General features: G+C 69.7%; 21 protein-coding genes and 1 tRNA gene. 7 read left to right on the top strand and 15 right to left on the bottom strand.

The genetic code is table 11. From position 1 onward, the window contains the following. The coding region (locus G3573_RS04940) for an SIMPL domain-containing protein (protein ID WP_163259742.1) at positions 1 to 186 on the top strand (186 nt) is incomplete at its 5' end. 41 nt (positions 187 to 227) lie between these two features. On the opposite strand, the gene G3573_RS04935 is transcribed toward G3573_RS04940, so the two are convergent. Then, the gene (locus G3573_RS04935; protein WP_163259741.1) at positions 228 to 1,046 is read right to left on the bottom strand and encodes an LD-carboxypeptidase; all 819 of its coding nucleotides are present in this window, start codon (positions 1,044 to 1,046) and stop codon (positions 228 to 230) included. 74 nt (positions 1,047 to 1,120) lie between these two features. Between G3573_RS04935 and G3573_RS04930 the strand changes: the two genes are divergently transcribed. Next, a complete protein-coding gene (locus G3573_RS04930) occupies positions 1,121 to 2,524 on the top strand; it encodes a Mur ligase family protein (protein ID WP_163259740.1) in 1,404 nt (467 codons plus the stop codon). 57 nt (positions 2,525 to 2,581) lie between these two features. On the opposite strand, the gene msrB is transcribed toward G3573_RS04930, so the two are convergent. The 5 genes from msrB to rplM all read right to left on the bottom strand — a co-directional run bounded on the left by msrB (position 2,582) and on the right by rplM (position 5,551). After that, positions 2,582 to 3,055 carry a peptide-methionine (R)-S-oxide reductase MsrB gene (gene msrB, locus G3573_RS04925; RefSeq protein WP_240454518.1) on the bottom strand — a complete coding sequence of 158 codons (474 nt, stop codon included), beginning with the start codon at positions 3,053 to 3,055 and terminating at the stop codon, positions 2,582 to 2,584. A 42-nt stretch (positions 3,056 to 3,097) separates the two neighbouring features. Continuing rightward, positions 3,098 to 3,532, bottom strand: coding sequence for a GNAT family N-acetyltransferase (locus tag G3573_RS04920; protein ID WP_163259738.1), 435 nt, complete (start codon positions 3,530 to 3,532; stop codon positions 3,098 to 3,100). After that, positions 3,529 to 4,479 (bottom strand): N-acetyl-gamma-glutamyl-phosphate reductase, encoded by a 951-nt coding sequence (gene argC, locus G3573_RS04915; RefSeq protein ID WP_163259737.1) that lies wholly within the window; start codon positions 4,477 to 4,479, stop codon positions 3,529 to 3,531. Before argC ends, G3573_RS04920 begins: the two co-directional genes overlap by 4 nt. 100 nt (positions 4,480 to 4,579) lie before the next feature. After that, positions 4,580 to 5,071 (bottom strand): 30S ribosomal protein S9, encoded by a 492-nt coding sequence (rpsI, locus tag G3573_RS04910; RefSeq protein WP_163259736.1) that lies wholly within the window; start codon positions 5,069 to 5,071, stop codon positions 4,580 to 4,582. 3 nt (positions 5,072 to 5,074) lie between these two features. Continuing rightward, a complete protein-coding gene (gene rplM, locus G3573_RS04905; RefSeq protein ID WP_163259735.1) occupies positions 5,075 to 5,551 on the bottom strand; it encodes a 50S ribosomal protein L13 in 477 nt (158 codons plus the stop codon). A 237-nt stretch (positions 5,552 to 5,788) separates the two neighbouring features. Between rplM and G3573_RS04900 the strand changes: the two genes are divergently transcribed. Continuing rightward, positions 5,789 to 7,186, top strand: coding sequence for an alkaline phosphatase PhoX (locus G3573_RS04900; RefSeq protein WP_163259734.1), 1,398 nt, complete (start codon positions 5,789 to 5,791; stop codon positions 7,184 to 7,186). 89 nt (positions 7,187 to 7,275) lie between these two features. Further along, positions 7,276 to 8,694, top strand: a complete 1,419-nt coding sequence (locus tag G3573_RS04895; RefSeq protein ID WP_163259733.1) for an alkaline phosphatase PhoX — start codon at positions 7,276 to 7,278, stop codon at positions 8,692 to 8,694. Here G3573_RS04895 and G3573_RS04890 read toward each other — a convergent pair. Then, positions 8,663 to 9,727, bottom strand: coding sequence for a COX15/CtaA family protein (locus G3573_RS04890; protein ID WP_163259732.1), 1,065 nt, complete (start codon positions 9,725 to 9,727; stop codon positions 8,663 to 8,665). The genes G3573_RS04895 and G3573_RS04890 overlap by 32 nt on opposite strands. Positions 9,728 to 9,889: 162 nt before the next feature. Between G3573_RS04890 and G3573_RS04885 the strand changes: the two genes are divergently transcribed. Further along, positions 9,890 to 10,141 (top strand): GlsB/YeaQ/YmgE family stress response membrane protein, encoded by a 252-nt coding sequence (locus G3573_RS04885; RefSeq protein ID WP_163259731.1) that lies wholly within the window; start codon positions 9,890 to 9,892, stop codon positions 10,139 to 10,141. Between the two features lie 77 nt (positions 10,142 to 10,218). Then, positions 10,219 to 10,428 carry a DUF2842 domain-containing protein gene (locus G3573_RS04880; protein WP_163259730.1) on the top strand — a complete coding sequence of 70 codons (210 nt, stop codon included), beginning with the start codon at positions 10,219 to 10,221 and terminating at the stop codon, positions 10,426 to 10,428. Positions 10,429 to 10,434: 6 nt separating this feature from the next. On the opposite strand, the gene G3573_RS04875 is transcribed toward G3573_RS04880, so the two are convergent. From G3573_RS04875 to G3573_RS04845, 7 genes are all read right to left on the bottom strand, one after another. Then, positions 10,435 to 10,511, bottom strand: a tRNA-Pro gene (locus G3573_RS04875). Between the two features lie 44 nt (positions 10,512 to 10,555). Then, positions 10,556 to 10,999, bottom strand: coding sequence for a MerR family transcriptional regulator (locus G3573_RS04870; protein ID WP_163259729.1), 444 nt, complete (start codon positions 10,997 to 10,999; stop codon positions 10,556 to 10,558). 7 nt (positions 11,000 to 11,006) lie between these two features. Further along, complete coding sequence (locus G3573_RS04865; RefSeq protein ID WP_163259728.1) at positions 11,007 to 11,321, bottom strand: integration host factor subunit alpha; 315 nt, start codon at positions 11,319 to 11,321, stop codon at positions 11,007 to 11,009. An 80-nt stretch (positions 11,322 to 11,401) separates the two neighbouring features. After that, positions 11,402 to 12,382, bottom strand: a complete 981-nt coding sequence (locus G3573_RS04860; protein WP_163259727.1) for a beta-ketoacyl-ACP synthase III — start codon at positions 12,380 to 12,382, stop codon at positions 11,402 to 11,404. After that, on the bottom strand, positions 12,383 to 13,441 hold the full coding sequence (plsX, locus tag G3573_RS04855; RefSeq protein ID WP_163259726.1) for a phosphate acyltransferase PlsX: 1,059 nt from the start codon (positions 13,439 to 13,441) through the stop codon (positions 12,383 to 12,385). It lies immediately after the preceding gene. A gap of 116 nt (positions 13,442 to 13,557) precedes the next feature. Further along, the gene (locus tag G3573_RS04850; RefSeq protein WP_163259725.1) at positions 13,558 to 14,091 is read right to left on the bottom strand and encodes a DUF177 domain-containing protein; all 534 of its coding nucleotides are present in this window, start codon (positions 14,089 to 14,091) and stop codon (positions 13,558 to 13,560) included. After that, positions 14,088 to 14,624 carry a ubiquinol-cytochrome C chaperone family protein gene (locus G3573_RS04845; RefSeq protein ID WP_163259724.1) on the bottom strand — a complete coding sequence of 179 codons (537 nt, stop codon included), beginning with the start codon at positions 14,622 to 14,624 and terminating at the stop codon, positions 14,088 to 14,090. The genes G3573_RS04850 and G3573_RS04845 overlap by 4 nt, the downstream gene beginning before the upstream one ends. A gap of 88 nt (positions 14,625 to 14,712) precedes the next feature. Between G3573_RS04845 and bamE the strand changes: the two genes are divergently transcribed. Continuing rightward, positions 14,713 to 15,189, top strand: a complete 477-nt coding sequence (bamE, locus tag G3573_RS04840; RefSeq protein WP_163259723.1) for an outer membrane protein assembly factor BamE — start codon at positions 14,713 to 14,715, stop codon at positions 15,187 to 15,189. Positions 15,190 to 15,266: 77 nt separating this feature from the next. Here bamE and G3573_RS04835 read toward each other — a convergent pair whose 3' ends face one another. After that, entirely contained in the window at positions 15,267 to 15,704 is a 438-nt protein-coding gene (locus tag G3573_RS04835) for a hypothetical protein (RefSeq protein ID WP_163259722.1), read from the bottom strand. Positions 15,705 to 15,848 lie beyond the last annotated feature (144 nt).

The raw sequence follows: 15,848 nt of genomic DNA, 5'->3' as shown, positions 1-15,848 counted from the left end.
GCGGTCTGGAACGCCGCGGCCGACGACGCCGTGCACGAGGCGCGCGCCCAGGCCGAGCGCCTGGCCAAGGCGGCCGGCCGCGACCTCGGCGCGGCGCGGCAGATCACCTTCCTGTCCCGCAGCGGCGACAGCGACAGCGCCACGGTGACGGTGGCGGTCCGCTTCGCCCTGGCGCCGGCGCGCTGACCTGAGCCCGCGCCTCTCGCCCCCGGGCGGGAGGCGCGCCTTCAGACCCCTCCGAACGGCACGACCTTGTTGTCGACGTCGTGGCCGATGTCGGCGCGACCCAGGTAGGGGATGCCGGCGCGCTCGCACCAGTAGCGGGCGACCTCCTCCTCGGTGCGGCCGAAGTCGGGGTCGTTGGCCGGGATGTCGGAGCAGCGGCCCAGCCGGATGCCGGCGACCTTGCGGATGTCCGGATTGCTGGTGATCTGCAGCAGGGACCGGTCGATCCGGTACATGTACTCCGACACCTCCTCCAGCAGCAGCACGTGGCCGCTCAGGTCCGGCTGCCAGGGCGTGCCCAGCAGGTGGCTGAGGATGACGATGTTGAAGGCGGCGGTCTTCTCACCCGGCGCGATCCCGCCTTCCAGGCTGGACGGCGCGCGCTCGGCCAGCCAGGCCAGCGAACGGGCTACAGCCGCCTCGCCGCCGGCACGGACGATGTCCTGGGGCATGGAGCCGTGGACGATGTTGCGGAAGCCCCGGCCGTAGAGCGCGCCCAGCAGGCTGCCGGCGTCGCTGTAACCCAGATAGGTCTTGGCCCTGGCGGCGTCAGTCAGGCGCGGCAGGACCAGCTCGGTCAGCCGCCCGGCCCCGTAGCCGCCGCGGGCGAACCACAGGGCGTCGAAGCTCGGGTCGTTGGCGACCTCGACGAAGGCGTCGGCGCGGGCCTGGTCCGGCCCGGCGAAGTGGCCGTCGGTGAGGAAGCACTGCGGATGGAAGACCAGCTCAGCCTGCGGGTACGCCGACGCGACCAGCGCCTGGACGCGCGCGGCCACCTCGGGCGTGCTGCGTCCGCCAGGCGCCACGACGCCGATCCTCACCTTCCCCCCGCTCATCGTGCCCTGCGTCGTTTCCGTTGGTTGCCAAGGGTTTGACCGGCTTATACGGTCCCCTCATGCTTCAAGACAAAGCTTACTTTTTCTGCGGCGTCGGCGGCAGCGGCATGGCGCCGCTGGCCCTTATCGTGCAGGCGCGCGGCGCGCAGGTCGAAGGCTCGGACCGGGCGCTGGACCAGGGCCGCATCGGCAAGAAGTTCGAGTTCCTGAGCGGGCGCGGCGTGGGCCTGTTCCCCCAGGACGGCAGCGGAATCACCCGCCCCGAACAGATCCTGGTCGCCTCCGCCGCGGTCGAGGAGACCGTGCCGGACGTGCAGGCCGCGCGCCGGGTCGGCGCGCCGATGATGACCCGCGCCCAGCTGCTGGCCCAGCTGTTCAACGCCGCCCCGTTTGGAATCGGCGTGGCCGGCACCAGCGGCAAGTCCACCACCACCGGCATGATCGCCTGGATCCTGCACGAGGCCGGCCGCGACCCGACGGTGATGAACGGCGCGGAGATGAAGAACTTCATCACCCCCGAGCAACCCTTCGCCAGCGCCCTGGTCGGGAACGGCGACGTGTTCGCCTCCGAGGTGGACGAAAGCGACGGTTCGATCGCGCTCTACCGGCCCAAGGTCGCGGTGGTGAACAACATCTCGCTGGACCACAAGTCGATGGAGGAGCTGCGCCAGCTGTTCGGCGCCTTCGTCGCCAAGGCCGACACCGCCGTCCTGAACCTCGACAACGACGAGACTGCGGCCCTGGCCGAGAGCGTCCCGGCCGACAAGCGGGTGACCTACAGCCTCTCGCGCGCCGACGCGGACCTGACGGCCCGCAACCCGATCCCGGCGCCGGACGGCATCAGCTTCGAAGTGGTCGAGCGCGCCACGGGCGCGGCCTATCCCGTCCGGCTGAAGACGCCGGGCCTGCACAACGTCTCCAACGCCCTGGCGGCTCTCGGCGCGGCGATGGCCAGCGGCGTGGCGCTGAAGGACGCGGCCGCCGCGGTCGGCGGCTTCGCCGGCATCAAGCGGCGCATGGACGTGATCGGCACGGCTAAGGGCGTCACCGTCATCGACGACTTCGGGCACAACCCGGACAAGATCGGCGCGACGCTCGACACCCTGCACGCCTTCCCGGGCCGGCTGCTGGTCATGTTCCAGCCGCACGGATACGGCCCGCTGCGGCTGATGAAGGGCGCCTTCGTCGACTGCTTCGTGAACGGCCTGGCGGCCGACGACGTGCTGCTGATGCCCGAGCCGGTCTACTTCGGCGGCACGGTCGACCGCAGCGTCGGCAGCCGCGAGGTGGCCGAAGCCATCGCCGCGCGCGGCCGCAACGCGAGCGCCCTGCCCGACCGGCCCGCCTGCGGCGACCGGCTGGTCGAGCTGGCCAGGCCCGGCGACCGCATCGTGATCATGGGCGCCCGGGACGACACCCTGTCGATCTTCGCGGCGGAGCTGTTGGAGCGGATCGGCGGCTGAATCAATCGGCGTCACCCTCGGGCTTGTCCCGAGGGCCCAGCCGTCCGCCGCGAGCCCTCAGACCGGCGAGAACCGCAAGGCCACGCCGTTGTTGCACCAGCGCTGGCCTGTCGGCGGCGGGCCGTCGGTGAACATGTGGCCCTGGTGGCCCAGGCAGCGGGCGCAGTGGTACTCGGTGCCCTGCCAGGGCAGCAGCGGCGGCTTGGTGACGACGTTGGCTTTCAGCACCGTCCAGAAGCTGGGCCAGCCGGTCTCGGCGTCGTATTTCCACTCGGACTTGAACAGCGGAAGCGCGCAGCCGGCGCAGACGAAGGTCCCGCGCCGCAATTCGTTGTTCAGCGGACTGGAGCCCGCACGCTCGGTGTCGGCGTGGCGCAGCACCCGATAGGCCTCGGGCGACAGCCGTTTCTTCCATTCGGCGTCGGAGAGCTTGCGCCACGGCGAGTCGGCGAAGCGATCGGCGGCGCTGGCCTGGCCCGGCGAGCAGGCGACCAGAGCGGCGGTTCCCAGCAGGAACAGACGACGGTTCATGCGGGTCATTATAGACCCGCGATATTCAGACTCCGAATCCGATCAGAGCGTGAGCACCAGCTTGGGCCGTTCCCAGGTGATGGTGTCGCTCGGCGGTTTCACGCCCGCGTCGCTCGCCCCCATGCGCCGGTAGAAGTCGGCGGCGCCCGGGTTGGAGCAGATCAGCACCGCCTGCGCGCCCACCGCCCTCGCCTCCCCGGCCATGTGGTCGAACAGGGCGCGGCCGACGCCTTGGCCCTGGCGGTCGTCGGCGGTGAAGAACAGGTCGAGCTCGCGGTCGCGCTCGCCCCAGCCGATCAGCTCGTAGAAGCCGGCCAGGCCGGCCTCGTCCTCGAGCACGAAGGTCTCGCCCTGGGGCGTCCAGTCCGTCGCATAGCGCACGATCATGTCGCGCGGCGGCCCGTCGGCGTAGCCGTTCGAGCCCGCCATCATGCGCCGCAGCGCCGGGACGTCCTCGGGGCGGACCGGACGGATCATTCCAGCCCCAGGCCCTCGTCCAGGCCCAGCGCCAGGTTCAGGTTCTGCACCGCCGCGCCAGAGGCGCCCTTGCCCAGGTTGTCCAGCAGAGCCACCAGGCGCGCCTGGCCGGCCGCCTCGTCGCCGAAGACGTAGAGCTTCAGCCGGTTGGTGTCGTTCAGGCCCTCGGGGTCGAGGGTCTTGGTGGCGGCGGTCTCCTCGGCCGTGGCGACCGAGACGAAGCGCTCGCCCTCATAGGCGGCGGCCAGCACCTCCCGCACCCGGGCGACGCTGGGCGCGCCCGCCATGGCGGCCAGCTGCAGCGGCACCTCCACGATCATGCCCTGGGCGTAGCGGCCGACCGCCGGCGCGAACAGCGGCGGGCGGGTCAGGCCGGTGTGCTGGCGCATCTCGCCCACGTGCTTGTGGCCTAGCGCCGTGGCGTAGATGCGGAAGGCGGCGGTGGTGTAGGCCGGCGAGGACGCGTCCTCGAACTCGGCGATCATCGCCTTGCCGCCGCCGGAATAGCCGGACACGGCGTTGACGCTCACCGGCCAGTCGGCCGGGATCAGGCCGGCGGCCACCAGCGGGCGCACCAGGGCGATCATGCCGGTCGGATAGCAGCCCGGATTGGAGATGCGGGTCGAGGCGGCTATGGCCGCGCGCTGGCCCGGCGCCATTTCGGCGAAGCCGTAGGTCCAGCCCTCGGCCGTGCGGTGCGCGGTGGAGGCGTCGATCACGCGGGTGGTGTCGTTGGCGATCAGGCTGACCGCCTCGCGCGCGGCGTCGTCGGGCAGGCACAGCACCACGGCGTCGGCGGCGTTCAGCGCCTCGGCCCGGGCGCTCGCGTCCTTGCGGCGCTCGGCCGGCAGGCTGATCAGCTGAAGGTCGGTGCGGCCTTCCAGCCGCGCGCGGATCTGCAGACCGGTGGTCCCGGCTTCGCCGTCGATGAAAACCTTGTGGGACATGAACGCCTCCCGGACCCCGCCGTCTAAGCGAGGGAAAAGCCATAGAAAAAGGGCGCCTCGGTGTCCCGAAGCGCCCTCTCGTATCGCGTGCGCGCGAGCCTTAGCGCTTCGAGAACTGGAAGCTGCGGCGGGCCTTGGCGCGGCCGTACTTCTTGCGCTCGACCACGCGCGAGTCGCGGGTCAGGAAGCCCTGGGCCTTCAGGGCCGGGCGCAGGCCCGGCTCGTAGTAGGTCAGAGCCTTGGACAGGCCGTGGCGGATGGCGCCGGCCTGGCCCGACAGGCCCGAACCCGCGACCGACACGATCACGTCGAACTGGGTGGCGCGGTCGGTGATGGTCAGCGGCTGGGCGATCATCATGCGCAGCACCGGACGAGCGAAGTAAACTTCCTGGTCGCGGCCGTTGATGGTGATCTTGCCGGTGCCCGGCTTCACCCACACGCGGGCGACGGCGTTCTTGCGCTTGCCGGTGGCGTAGGCGCGGCCGTACTTGTCGATCTGCGGCTCGCGGATCACGGCGGCCTCGACCGGCGCGGTGCCCATGCCCTTCAGGGCGTCGAAGCCGGTGGCTTCAGCAGCTTGCACGTCGGTCATGACTTACTGGCTCCGCGCGTTCTTGTCGTTGAGCGACTTGAAGTCGATCACTTCGGGGTTCTGGGCGGCGTGCGGGTGCTCAGCCGAGTTGTAGAGGCGCATGTGCGTCATCTGCTTGCGAGCCAGCGGGCTCTCCTTCGGCAGCATGCGCTCCACGGCCTTTTCCAGAACGCGTTCCGGATAACGGCCGCCGAGGATCTTGCCGACAGCGCGTTCCTTGATGCCGCCCGGGTAACCGGTGTGCCAGTAGAAGATCTTGTCGGTCAGCTTCTTGCCGGTGAACTTCACCTTGTCGGCGTTGATGACGACGACGTAGTCGCCGCAATCGACGTGCGGGGTGTAGTCCGGGCGGTGCTTGCCGCGAAGTCGCATGGCGATGAAGGACGCGAGACGGCCGACCACGGCGCCTTCGGCGTCGATCACGATCCACTTCTTCTCGACTTCCGCCGGCTTCAGCGAAGCCGTGGTCGTTTTAAGCATGGTTCGAAATCCTGTTGAGCGGACGGCCGGGGCCGTTCGCGGAAGCGGGGTTGATACAGAAGGCGCCCGGCTGCGTCAATCGGCCGAAATGCGCCCAATCAAATCCAATGCTTTGTTTTAAAAGAAGATTTTAAAAACGGTATGAAAATACCGCATCGGCCGCGGTGTTTTCGAAGCGGCAGCGTGGCGCTTTTAATCCGAACACGGCATATCCATGGCCAAGCCGGAGTCTTCGCCATGTCGTTTTCCCGCCGCTCGTTCCTGTCCGCCGGCATCGCCTTCGCCGGCTACGCCAGCTTCGCGCGGGCCCAGGACAAAGGCGATCCCGGCTACACCAGCGAGGTCGCCGGCTACGGGCCGCTGGTCGAGGATCCGGCCAAGGTATTCGACCTGCCGGAGGGCTTCTCCTACCGGGTGGTGTCGCAGGCCGGCGAGACCATGAGCGACGGACTGTACGTCCCGCACAAGGCCGACGGCATGGGCTGCTTCCCGCTGGGCCGCGACAAGGTCGTGCTGGTGCGCAACCACGAACTGCGCCCGGCCGACGTCAACCACGGGGCGCTCGGGGTCTCCAGCCACAGCCCGCTGCGGCTGCCCAAGGAGCGGATCTACGACTTCAACGACCGCGGCCAGCCCCTGCCCGGCGGCACCACCACCCTGGTCTACGACCTGCGCAAGCAGCGGCTGGAGCGCCAGCACCTCAGCCTGATCGGCACCAGCACCAACTGCGCCGGCGGCCAGACCCCCTGGGGCTCGTGGCTGACCTGCGAGGAGACCGTGCAGCACGCCGGCTCCGGCGTGGGCAAGGACCACGGCTGGGTGTTCGAGGTGCCGGCCAGCGCCAAGGGCCTGGTCGATCCGCGCCCGCTGACGGCGATGGGCCGCTTCAAGCACGAGGCCGCCTGCGTCGATCCCCGCACCGGCGCGGTCTACATGACCGAAGACGAGAGCTCGGACCTGAAGGGCCTGTTCTACCGCTTCCTGCCGAACACGCCCGGCGAACTGCACAAGGGCGGGCGGCTGCAGGCCCTGGCCTTCCGCGACGCGCCCGAGGGCGGCGACAGCCGCAACCAGGACGGCGTCACGACCTGGAACCCCGGCGACTGGAAGGACGTGTTCTGGGTCGACCTCGACGGGGTCGACAACCCGCACGACGACCTGCGCATGCGCGGCCACGCGGCTGGCGCGGCCTGGTTCTCGCGCGGCGAAGGCGTGCACTTCGGCAACGGCGAGCTCTATTTCTGCTGCACCTCGGGCGGCAAGCACGGCCAGATCATGCGCTATGTGCCGAGCCCCCACGAAGGCCGTCCGGAGGAGAAGGACGCGCCCGGCCGCATCCAGCTGTTCGTCCAGCCCGAAGACCCGAAGGTGTTCGACTACGGCGACAACCTGACGATCGCGCCGTGGGGCCACCTGATCGTCTGCGAGGACCGCTACTCCGACAACCTGCGCAACCACCTGCGCGGCGTCACCCCGGACGGCAAGATCTACACCATCGGCCGCAACGTGTTCCGCGAGAACGCCGAGCTGGCCGGCGTGTGCTTCTCGCCCGACGGCACGACCATGTTCGTGAACATCTACTGGCCGGGCGTGACGCTGGCGATCACCGGCCCGTGGGACCGGCTGCGGGCCTGATCCGCCCCACCGGGACGATTGTCACAATCCTGCGGTAGCGCCTGCTGCTGGAGGACCGACAGATGGCGCCTCCAGTCCGGAGGGCTTTCATGTCGTTTTCCCGTCGCACCTTCATGGCTTCGGCCGCCGGCTTCGCCTTCGCCGGTTACGCCCGGCTGGCCCGGGCGCAGGAGGACGTCGACCTGGACGCCCCCTCCTACCGCAACGAGGTCCCGGGTTACGGCCCGCTGATCGCGGACCCGAACCGGGTCTTCGACCTGCCGGAAGGCTTCAGCTACCGGGTGATCTCCCAGGCCGGCGAGACCATGGATGACGCCTTCCTGGTCCCCTACAAGGCCGACGGCATGGGCTGCATCCCGCTGGGCGGCGACCGGGTGGCGCTGATCCGCAACCACGAACTGAGCGTGCCGGACGTCAACTACGGCCCGCTGGGCGCCGGCCGCCGGCTGCCCCCGCAGAGCCTGCCGAAGAACCTCGTCTACGACTGGGCCGACGACGGAAGCCTGATCGGCGGCGGCACGACCACCATGATCTACGACGTGCGCCGCCAGAAGCTGGAACGCCAGCACCTGAGCCTGGTCGGCACCGTGCGCAACTGCGCCGGCGGCGTGACGCCCTGGGGCTCGTGGCTGAGCTGTGAAGAGACCCTGATGAGCGCCGGCGTCGGCGTGGGCAAGGAGCACGGCTGGGTGTTCGAGGTGCCGGCCAGCGCCAAGGGCCTGGTCGATCCGCGACCGATCAAGGCGATGGGCCGCTTCAAGCACGAGGCCGCCTGCGTCGATCCCCGCACCGGCGTGATCTACATGACCGAGGACGAGAGCTCGGACCAGAAGGGCCTGTTCTACCGCTACCTGCCGAACGTGCCGGGCAGGCTGCACGAGGGCGGCCGGCTGCAGGCCCTGGCCTTCAAGGACGCGCCCGAGGGCGGCGACAGCCGCAACCACGAAGAGGTGGTCTGGCGCCAGGGCGACTGGAAAGAGGTGTTCTGGGTCGACCTCGACGGCGTCGAGAACCCCGACGAGGACCTGCGCTTCCGCGGCCACGGCAAGGGCGGGGCCTGGTTCGCCCGCGGCGAAGGCGTCCACTTCGGCGACGGCGAGCTCTACTTCACCTGCACGTCCGGCGGGGACGCCGGCTGCGGCCAGATCATGCGCTACGTGCCCAGCCCCCACGAGGGCCAGCCCGGCGAGAAGGACGCGCCCGGCCGCCTGCAGTTGTTCGTGGAGCCGCAGGATCCGAAGGTGCTCGACTACGGCGACAACCTGACGGTCACGCCGTGGGGCCACCTGCTGATCTGCGAGGACCGGTATTCCGACACCGACCCGAACCACCTGCGCGGCGTCACGCCCGACGGCAAGGTCTACACCTTCGGGCGCAACGTGTTCCGCGAGAACGCCGAGATGGCGGGCGCGTGCTTCTCGCCCGACGGCTCGACCCTGTTCGTGAACATCTACTGGCCGGGCTTCACCCTGGCGATCACCGGCCCCTGGAACCGATTCCAGGGCTGAACAGGCGCTCTTCCAGGCGCAGGATCCGCCACAGGCCGAAGGTCGCCGCGGCCAGAACCGCGACGGCCCCGGCCTGGTGCAGCGCGCCCAGCGGCAGCGGCACGGCGTTGACCAGGGTCAGCACGCCCAGCGTCGCCTGGCCCCAGACCAGCACGGCCAGGCCCACCGCGCCGGCCTTCACCGCCTCGGGCATGCGCGCGGTGAAGGCGCGCACGGCGTAGAGCGTGACGGCGATCAGCACCACGTAGGCGCCGATGCGGTGGTTGAACTGAACCAGCGCCTGGTCGTGCAGGAAGGCCAGCGGGCCCTTGCTCCAGTCCACCGGCGGCAGCCAGGACCCGTTCATGCGCGGCCAGTCGTTGTAGACCATGCCGGCGTCCGAGCCGGCGACCAGGGCGCCCAGCAGGGCCTGGACATAGACCAGCCCCAGAATGGCGGCCGACGCCCTCGCCCACCCGGCCGGCGGACGCGAGCGCTCAGGGCCGCTCAGCGCCTCCAGGCCGGTCCAGACCAGGAGCACGAAGATCAGCAGGGCCATCCCTAAGTGAATCGCCAGCCGCTCCGGGGCCACGTCGACCCGGTCGGTCAGGCCCGAGGAGACCATCCACCAGCCGATCGCGCCCTGCACCCCGACGAGCGCCAGCAGGCCCACGCAGCGCCAGATCAGGCGCTGGGGGATCTTGCGCAGGGCCAGCAGCACCAGGAACGGCAGGGCGACGGCCAGGCCGATCAAGCGGCCCAGCTGACGGTGCGCCCACTCCCACCAGAAGATGCCTTGGAACTCCCCAAGGGTCATGCCGCGGTTGATCTGCTGGTACTCAGGGATCCGCTGGTAGTTGGCGAACTCCTTCATCCACTCGGCGTGGTTCAGGGGCGGGATCGCGCCGGCCAGCGGCTTCCACTCGGTGATCGACAGGCCGGAGTCGGTCAGGCGGGTCACGCCGCCGACCACCACCATGGCGAACACCAGGGCGGCCACGCCGAACAGCCACAGGGCCACGGCCAGGGAACGATGCTGAAAAGCCCGGTTCATCTCAGGCGTACTCCACACACTTCATCGCCACCTAGGCCACGGCCGCGGACTCGTCCAGACTGCAAAGCTGAAGCTCGGCCCACGGACAGGAACCGTGGAGCCGTTCCCGGCATTTGATAAGCAAGACCGCGCCGTGCGCGGCTCTGGTTCGGAGGTATCAACATGAACGGTGTCGGGATCATCGGCGCGATCATCATCGGGATCGTGGCCGGCTGGATCGCCGAGCAGGTCACCGGACGACGGCACGGCCTGCTCATGAATCTGATTGTCGGCCTCGTGGGCGCCTTCCTCGGCGCGTTCCTGGCCGGCGTCCTGGGCTTCACCTTCGCGGGCTTCTGGAGCAGCCTGGTCGTCTCCACTCTGGGCGCCATCCTGCTGTTGGCCCTGTTCGGCCTGGTGCGAGGACGCGCCTGACTTAAGCGCTGAACAGCGCTAGGATATCGAACGCCGCGGGCCTACGTCCCGCGGCGTTTTTGCATGGAGAGTTCCGAGTGGGGGCGCGAGCGCGTCGAGCCGTAGCCGCCGTAGGCGTGCTGGCGTTTCTGGGCTTCTACATCTGGGCCGCGGCGACCCTCGCCGACCGGCTGCCGGACGTGCGCTGGGTCCAGCTGATCTATTTCGTGGTGGTGGGAACGGCCTGGGGCGTGCCGATCATGCCGCTTCTGTGGTGGGCCGAACGTGGTGACCGACCCCGCCGTTAGAGGCGATGGTCGGAGCGGCGGGATTCGAACCCACGACCCCTTGACCCCCAGTCAAGTGCGCTACCAGGCTGCGCTACGCTCCGAAGAGCGGCCCTTATAGAGGCGCCCCGCAGGGGCCGCAACGGCTTTAGGCGTCGTCGCGCGCGATCATCGCGTCCAGCCAGGCTTTCGCCTCTTCCAGCTCGGTCAGCACGGCGCGCAGCCGCGTCGCGGTGTCCGCGTCGGCGAGGTCGGCGGGCGGCTGCGCCTCGGTCTCGGCGGCGCGCGGCAGGCGCGTTCCGGCCACCGACGGCACGAAGCCGGGCTGGGCCGCCGCGGCCAGGTTCTTGATCCCCTGCTCGCGGTAGAGCTTCTGCACGCCCTCGATCTTGTAGCCCTTGTCGTACAGCAGGGTGCGCACCCCCTGCAGCAGGGCGACGTCCTGGGGCCGGTAGAAACGCCGGCCGCCGGCGCGCTTCAGCGGCCGGATGAAGGAGAACTTGGTCTCCCAGAAACGGAGGACGTGCTGCGGGACGCCGACCTCGTCGGCGGCCTCGGAGATGGTGCGGAAGGCGTCGGGCCCTTTCGTCACCGCGGCGTCACCCCGCGTGACCGGCGCCGTTCGAGCCGTCGACGCGAGACTTCATGATCTGCGAGGCGCGGAAGCTGATCACGCGGCGCGGATCGATCGCGGCCGGCTCGCCGGTCTTGGGGTTGCGGCCCATGCGGGCGCGCTTGTCGCGCACCTGGAAGACGCCGAAGCCGGACAGCTTGACCGTCTCGCCGCGCTCCAGCGCTTCGGCGACCAGGTCCAGGGTGCGCTCGACCAGCTGCGAGCACTCGTGCCGGGACAGCCCCACCTCTTCGTGGACCGCTTCGCACAGATCAGCGCGCGTCAGCGTATCGCCCTTCATGACGAGCTCCCCCGAGCCAGGACCAATCGTCATTGAATGACCCGAAACCGGGGCGAAGTCAAAGGCTTCGACCCGCGTTCTCAGAGACGCAGGGTGCAGGCGCCCCAGGTCAGGCCGCCGCCCATGGCTTCCAGCACCAGAAGATCGCCCTTCTTCACCCGGCCGTCCTCGACCGCCGCGGCCCAGGCCAGCGGAATCGACGCCGCCGAGGTGTTGGCGTGGTCGGCCACGGTGGACACCACCTTGGTCTCGTCGATGCCCAGCCGGTCGGCCACGCCCTGCAGGATGCGCTGGTTGGCCTGGTGGGGGATGAACCAGTCGATGTCCTTGATCTCGACGCCGGCGGCGCGCGAGGCCGCCTCGATGGCCTCGGAGATGTTCACCACCGCGTGGCGGAACACCTGGTTGCCGACCATGCGCAGGTGGCCGACGTGGCCGGTCGAGGCCGGGCCGCCGTCGACGTAGAGCAGGTCGGTCTTGGCGCCGTCGCAGCGCAGCGCGAAGCCCAGCAGGCCGCGGTCGGCCGTGGTCCCCTCGCCTTCCACCGGCTCGACCACCACCGCGCCGGCGCCGTCGCCGAACAGCACGCAGGTGCCGCGGTCGGTGTAGTCGAGCAGCCGGGTCATCTCCTCGGCCCCGATCACCAGGGCGCAGCGGGCGAGACCGCGCGCCACGAAGCCGTCGGCGACGCTCAAGGCGTAGACGAAGCCCGAGCACACCGCCTGGACGTCGAAGGCCGGGCAGACCGGCACGCCCAGCTTGCGCTGCACGATGGCGGCGGTGGCCGGGAAGGTCAGGTCCGGCGTGGTGGTGGCCACCACGATCAGGTCGACCTCGGCCGGGGTGCGGCCGGCGGCGGCCAGCGCCTTCTTGGCCGCCTCGACCGCCAGGTCGGAGGTCAGCTGGTCCGGGCCGGCCTTGTGGCGGCGGCGGATGCCGGTGCGCTCGACGATCCAGGCGTCGGTCGTGTCGACGAGCTTGGCCAGATCTTCGTTGGTGACCACGTTGTCGGGCAGATAGCCGCCCACTCCGGTCACCGCGCTGCGAACGGTACGCGTCACTCAGGCCTCCGCTTCGGTGCGGCCGTCATGAATGACCGCGTCCAGGCGCTTCAGATTACGGGCGATTTCCGCGGCGTAGTCGCTCTCGGCGAGGTCCGTGGCCACCCGGATGGCGTTGCCGAAGCCGCGCGCGTCGGCGCCGCCGTGGCTCTTCACGACGATGCCGTTCAGCCCCAGCAGCGGCCCGCCGTTGTATTCGTTGGAATCGATGCGCGAGCGCATCCGCTTCAGCGCCGGCATGGCGATGAGCGCGCCCAGCTTGGCCTGCAGGTCGGAGGACAGCGCCTCCTTCAACAGGCTGGAGATGAAGCGCGCGGTGCCTTCGGCGGTCTTCAGGGCGATGTTGCCGGTGAAGCCGTCGGTGACCACGACGTCGACCGTGCCCTTGCCGATGTCGTCGCCCTCGACGAAACCGTAGTACTCGAAGTCGAAGCCGTTCTCGCGCAGCAGGCGGTGCGCCTCGCGCACCTCCTCATGGCCCTTCACGTCTTCCGAGCCGACGTTCAGCAGACCCACGCTCGGGCGCTTGGAGCCGTGCACGGCCTTGTGGAAGGCCTCGCCCATGATGGCGAACTCGACCAGCTGGGCGGCGTCGCTGGCGACGTTGGCGCCCACGTCCAGCACGGCGGTGACCCCCTTCAGGGTCGGCCAGCTGGCCACGATGGCCGGACGATCCAGCCCCGGGGCGGCCATGCGCAGCTGCAGCTTGGAGACCGCCATCAGCGCGCCGGTGTTGCCGGCCGACACGCAGGCGTGCGCCTCGCCCTTCTTCACCGCCTCGATGGCGTTCCACAGGCTGGAGCCCTTGCCCCGGCGAAGCGCCTGGGCCGGCTTCTCGTCCATGGCGATGACCTGGTCGGTGTGCCGGATCTCGCTGACCGCGGCGGCCAGCGGCGCGCGGTCCAATTCAGCCTGGATGCGGGCCTGGTCGCCGTGCAGCAGGACCCGCACGGTCCGGCCCTGCATGCGTTCGAGGGCGCGCGCGACGCCCGGGACGACCACGGCCGGGCCGTGGTCGCCGCCCATGGCGTCGATGGAAATGATGGTCGGTTCGGACAAGCGGTCGACTGCGCTCCCTGACGCGCCGCCGCCCCCGGTGTCCGGGCGAACGCGTCTTCAAAAGGCGGGCGGACGATAGCGCCGCCGGGGGCCGATGCAAGCATGCTGACGTGGGGTCAGCGTTCCGGGTTGTTCAGCTTCAACTGGGCCAGCTTGGCGAAGGGCGACGGTTCGGCTTCCTGGGCGGGGGTCTCGAACTCCACGCCGGGCTTGCGCGGGAACGCGTCCAGCCCGAGCGCCAGCTGCTCGACCACGTAGGCGCCCAGGTCCAGCACGCCGTGCTCGATCAGGTCCGGCGGGTCCATCGTCTCAAGCGTGATCTCGCCGCTGTCCTCGTAGGAGACCGCGGCCGGGTCGGTGGTGGCGCGCATGTCGAAATCGCCGTCCACCTCCGAAGGGAAGGTCTCCAGCGTCACGCCGCAGGTGTAGACCACCGCCGCCCTGAACCGGCCGCGGATCTCGTAGTGGGTGTCGAGCACCGGGCGCACCTCGACGTCGGCCTCCAGGCTGTCCAGCCCGGCCAGGTCCAGCGCCTTGGCGATCCGCGCCCGCACGGCTTCTTCCGCCACCAGGCGGCGCGTCAGGCCCGCGCCGACCACTTCGAGGCGCACGGGCACGGACCAGGGGATGTCGTCTCGCTGCGGGGTCATGGGCGGACCTGCGGCCAGGCGGGCCGCCCTTCCAGGATCTGTTTCAGGGGTTGGGCGGCGAGCGTGTCGTGGGCGCGGACGATGTAGTCGACCACCGGGGCCGCACGCTCCAGCGCCGCCTCGTCGGAAAACACGTTGCGCGCCACGATGCCGGCCAGGGCGTCGGAATCGGGTTCCGGATCCAGCGCTTCGACATAGGCCTTGGTGCGACCCATCAGCGCTTCGCCGAGTTTGCGAATCTTCTTGGCCAGCGACAAATCGCCCACGCCCATTTCGCGCAGCGAGTCGTCCAGCGCGGAGACGTAGGTTTCGAACAGGGCCTCGGATGTCTCGGCGGCCTGTTCGCCTTGATCCTTCAGGCGTTCGACCAGCAGGACCACGTGCAGGGTGTATAGTTCGAACCGCGCGTCGACCCGGTCCTCGACCCCGAGGTCCAGATAGAATTCAGGCTGTCGCGCCTGGGCCACCGCGGCGGCGTAAAGCGTTGTTCCAGCCGCCTTTGCGGCCCTTGGCTTGAGCAGCCGGTGAAGCATGTCGCAGGCGCCCCTTTGTCGCCTGCCGTTGAACTAATGATCGAGGAGCGATAGGTCAAAGGGCTGAACACTCGTCGCGAGGGGCGCCATGTCGAACTTCCGCACTGCCTTGATCGTCGCTGCCACCGTCGCCGGCCTGTCGGCCTGCGCGCCGACCGTTGCGCGCCAGGGCTACCAGGCGGTCGACGCCAACCCGAAGGAAGTGAAGGTCGGCGAGGACACCAAGTCCACCGTCCTGTCCAAGCTGGGCTCGCCGTCGGCGATCTCCACCTTCGAACCGAACACCTGGTACTACGTGTCGCAGATCACCTCGACCACGACCTACCACCGCCCGCAGGTGAACAGCCGCGACGTCACCGTCGTCAGCTTCGACCCGGCCAGCGAGCAGGTCACCGCGGTGAAGGCGCTGGACATGGCCGACGGCCGCAAGATCGCCTTCAACGATCGCGAGACCCCGACCCGCGGCCGCGAACTGACCGTGCTGGAGCAGCTGCTCGGCAACGTCGGCCGCACGGTCATGCCGAACACCGAAGAGAACCAGCCCGGCGGCCGCCGCCCGGACTGACGGCTCTCGCCGGACCAGAACGCAGAACGCCCCGGAGAGCGATCTCCGGGGCGTTTTTCTTGGCGATCAGCCTCCCGCTAGCGGCAGAACCGAACCCACTTTCCAGCGACGTCCCGGGCGCGAACGTCCGGCGCAGGCATCACGTGGAAGAGCGACGTGTCGCCGGTCCGCGGCACGCCCAGGTACTCGCCCTTCCGGTCGCCGCGCAGCTCGTGCAGGCCCGGACGCTCAAAGCGGCCGGCGTCGTTCGTATCCAGCAGCTCCTCATCCGCGCCGGAAACGTCAGGATGGTTGCCGACATAGACCAGGGCGACGGGCTTCTCGTCCTTCATCACCGCGACCAGGGCGAAATCGATCATGTCGTTGCGCTGATAGGTGTAGTCGCCGCCCTGCCGGAAGCAGACGCCCTCGACTTCCAGCGGCGCCACGCGAGGCTGCCTCGCCATCACGACGGCGCCCAGGCCGCCGGCGACCACCACCGCGCCGATACCGGCCATCCACAAACGCTTGTTCATCGGCTCCCCTCGCCCGGCCGCCCGGCCTCCAGGAAATCCCACAAGAGGCGGTTGAGACATCGCATGTCTCGTTCACTCGCAGGCCGCACTCAAAAAAGCGCCCCGGAGATCGCTCTCCGGGGCGCCTGCAGTTCAGCCTTACGG

Origin of the sequence: Caulobacter sp. 17J65-9 (assembly GCF_010975005.1) — a bacterium.
In the GTDB taxonomy this organism is placed as follows: Bacteria; Pseudomonadota; Alphaproteobacteria; order Caulobacterales; family Caulobacteraceae; genus 17J80-11.
The sequence above is the reverse complement of the archived record's forward strand: the minus strand, read 5'-3'. Positions and strand labels throughout refer to the sequence as shown.

What these genes read in the sequence shown, in the direction of transcription:
- G3573_RS04895 (WP_163259733.1), top strand. Translation starts at nt 7,276, where the DNA reads ATGTCGTTTTCCCGTCGCACCTTCATGGCTTCGGCCGCCGGCTTCGCC.
- argC (WP_163259737.1), bottom strand. Translation starts at nt 4,479, where the DNA reads ATGTCCCACAAGGTTTTCATCGACGGCGAAGCCGGGACCACCGGTCTG.
- G3573_RS04850 (WP_163259725.1), bottom strand. Translation starts at nt 14,091, where the DNA reads ATGACCCCGCAGCGAGACGACATCCCCTGGTCCGTGCCCGTGCGCCTC.
- G3573_RS04835 (WP_163259722.1), bottom strand. Translation starts at nt 15,704, where the DNA reads ATGAACAAGCGTTTGTGGATGGCCGGTATCGGCGCGGTGGTGGTCGCC.
- G3573_RS04900 (WP_163259734.1), top strand. Translation starts at nt 5,789, where the DNA reads ATGTCGTTTTCCCGCCGCTCGTTCCTGTCCGCCGGCATCGCCTTCGCC.
- G3573_RS04845 (WP_163259724.1), bottom strand. Translation starts at nt 14,624, where the DNA reads ATGCTTCACCGGCTGCTCAAGCCAAGGGCCGCAAAGGCGGCTGGAACA.
- G3573_RS04885 (WP_163259731.1), top strand. Translation starts at nt 9,890, where the DNA reads ATGAACGGTGTCGGGATCATCGGCGCGATCATCATCGGGATCGTGGCC.
- G3573_RS04930 (WP_163259740.1), top strand. Translation starts at nt 1,121, where the DNA reads ATGCTTCAAGACAAAGCTTACTTTTTCTGCGGCGTCGGCGGCAGCGGC.
- G3573_RS04920 (WP_163259738.1), bottom strand. Translation starts at nt 3,532, where the DNA reads ATGATCCGTCCGGTCCGCCCCGAGGACGTCCCGGCGCTGCGGCGCATG.
- msrB (WP_240454518.1), bottom strand. Translation starts at nt 3,055, where the DNA reads ATGAACCGTCGTCTGTTCCTGCTGGGAACCGCCGCTCTGGTCGCCTGC.
- rplM (WP_163259735.1), bottom strand. Translation starts at nt 5,551, where the DNA reads ATGCTTAAAACGACCACGGCTTCGCTGAAGCCGGCGGAAGTCGAGAAG.
- G3573_RS04890 (WP_163259732.1), bottom strand. Translation starts at nt 9,727, where the DNA reads ATGAACCGGGCTTTTCAGCATCGTTCCCTGGCCGTGGCCCTGTGGCTG.
- rpsI (WP_163259736.1), bottom strand. Translation starts at nt 5,071, where the DNA reads ATGACCGACGTGCAAGCTGCTGAAGCCACCGGCTTCGACGCCCTGAAG.
- G3573_RS04865 (WP_163259728.1), bottom strand. Translation starts at nt 11,321, where the DNA reads ATGAAGGGCGATACGCTGACGCGCGCTGATCTGTGCGAAGCGGTCCAC.
- bamE (WP_163259723.1), top strand. Translation starts at nt 14,713, where the DNA reads ATGTCGAACTTCCGCACTGCCTTGATCGTCGCTGCCACCGTCGCCGGC.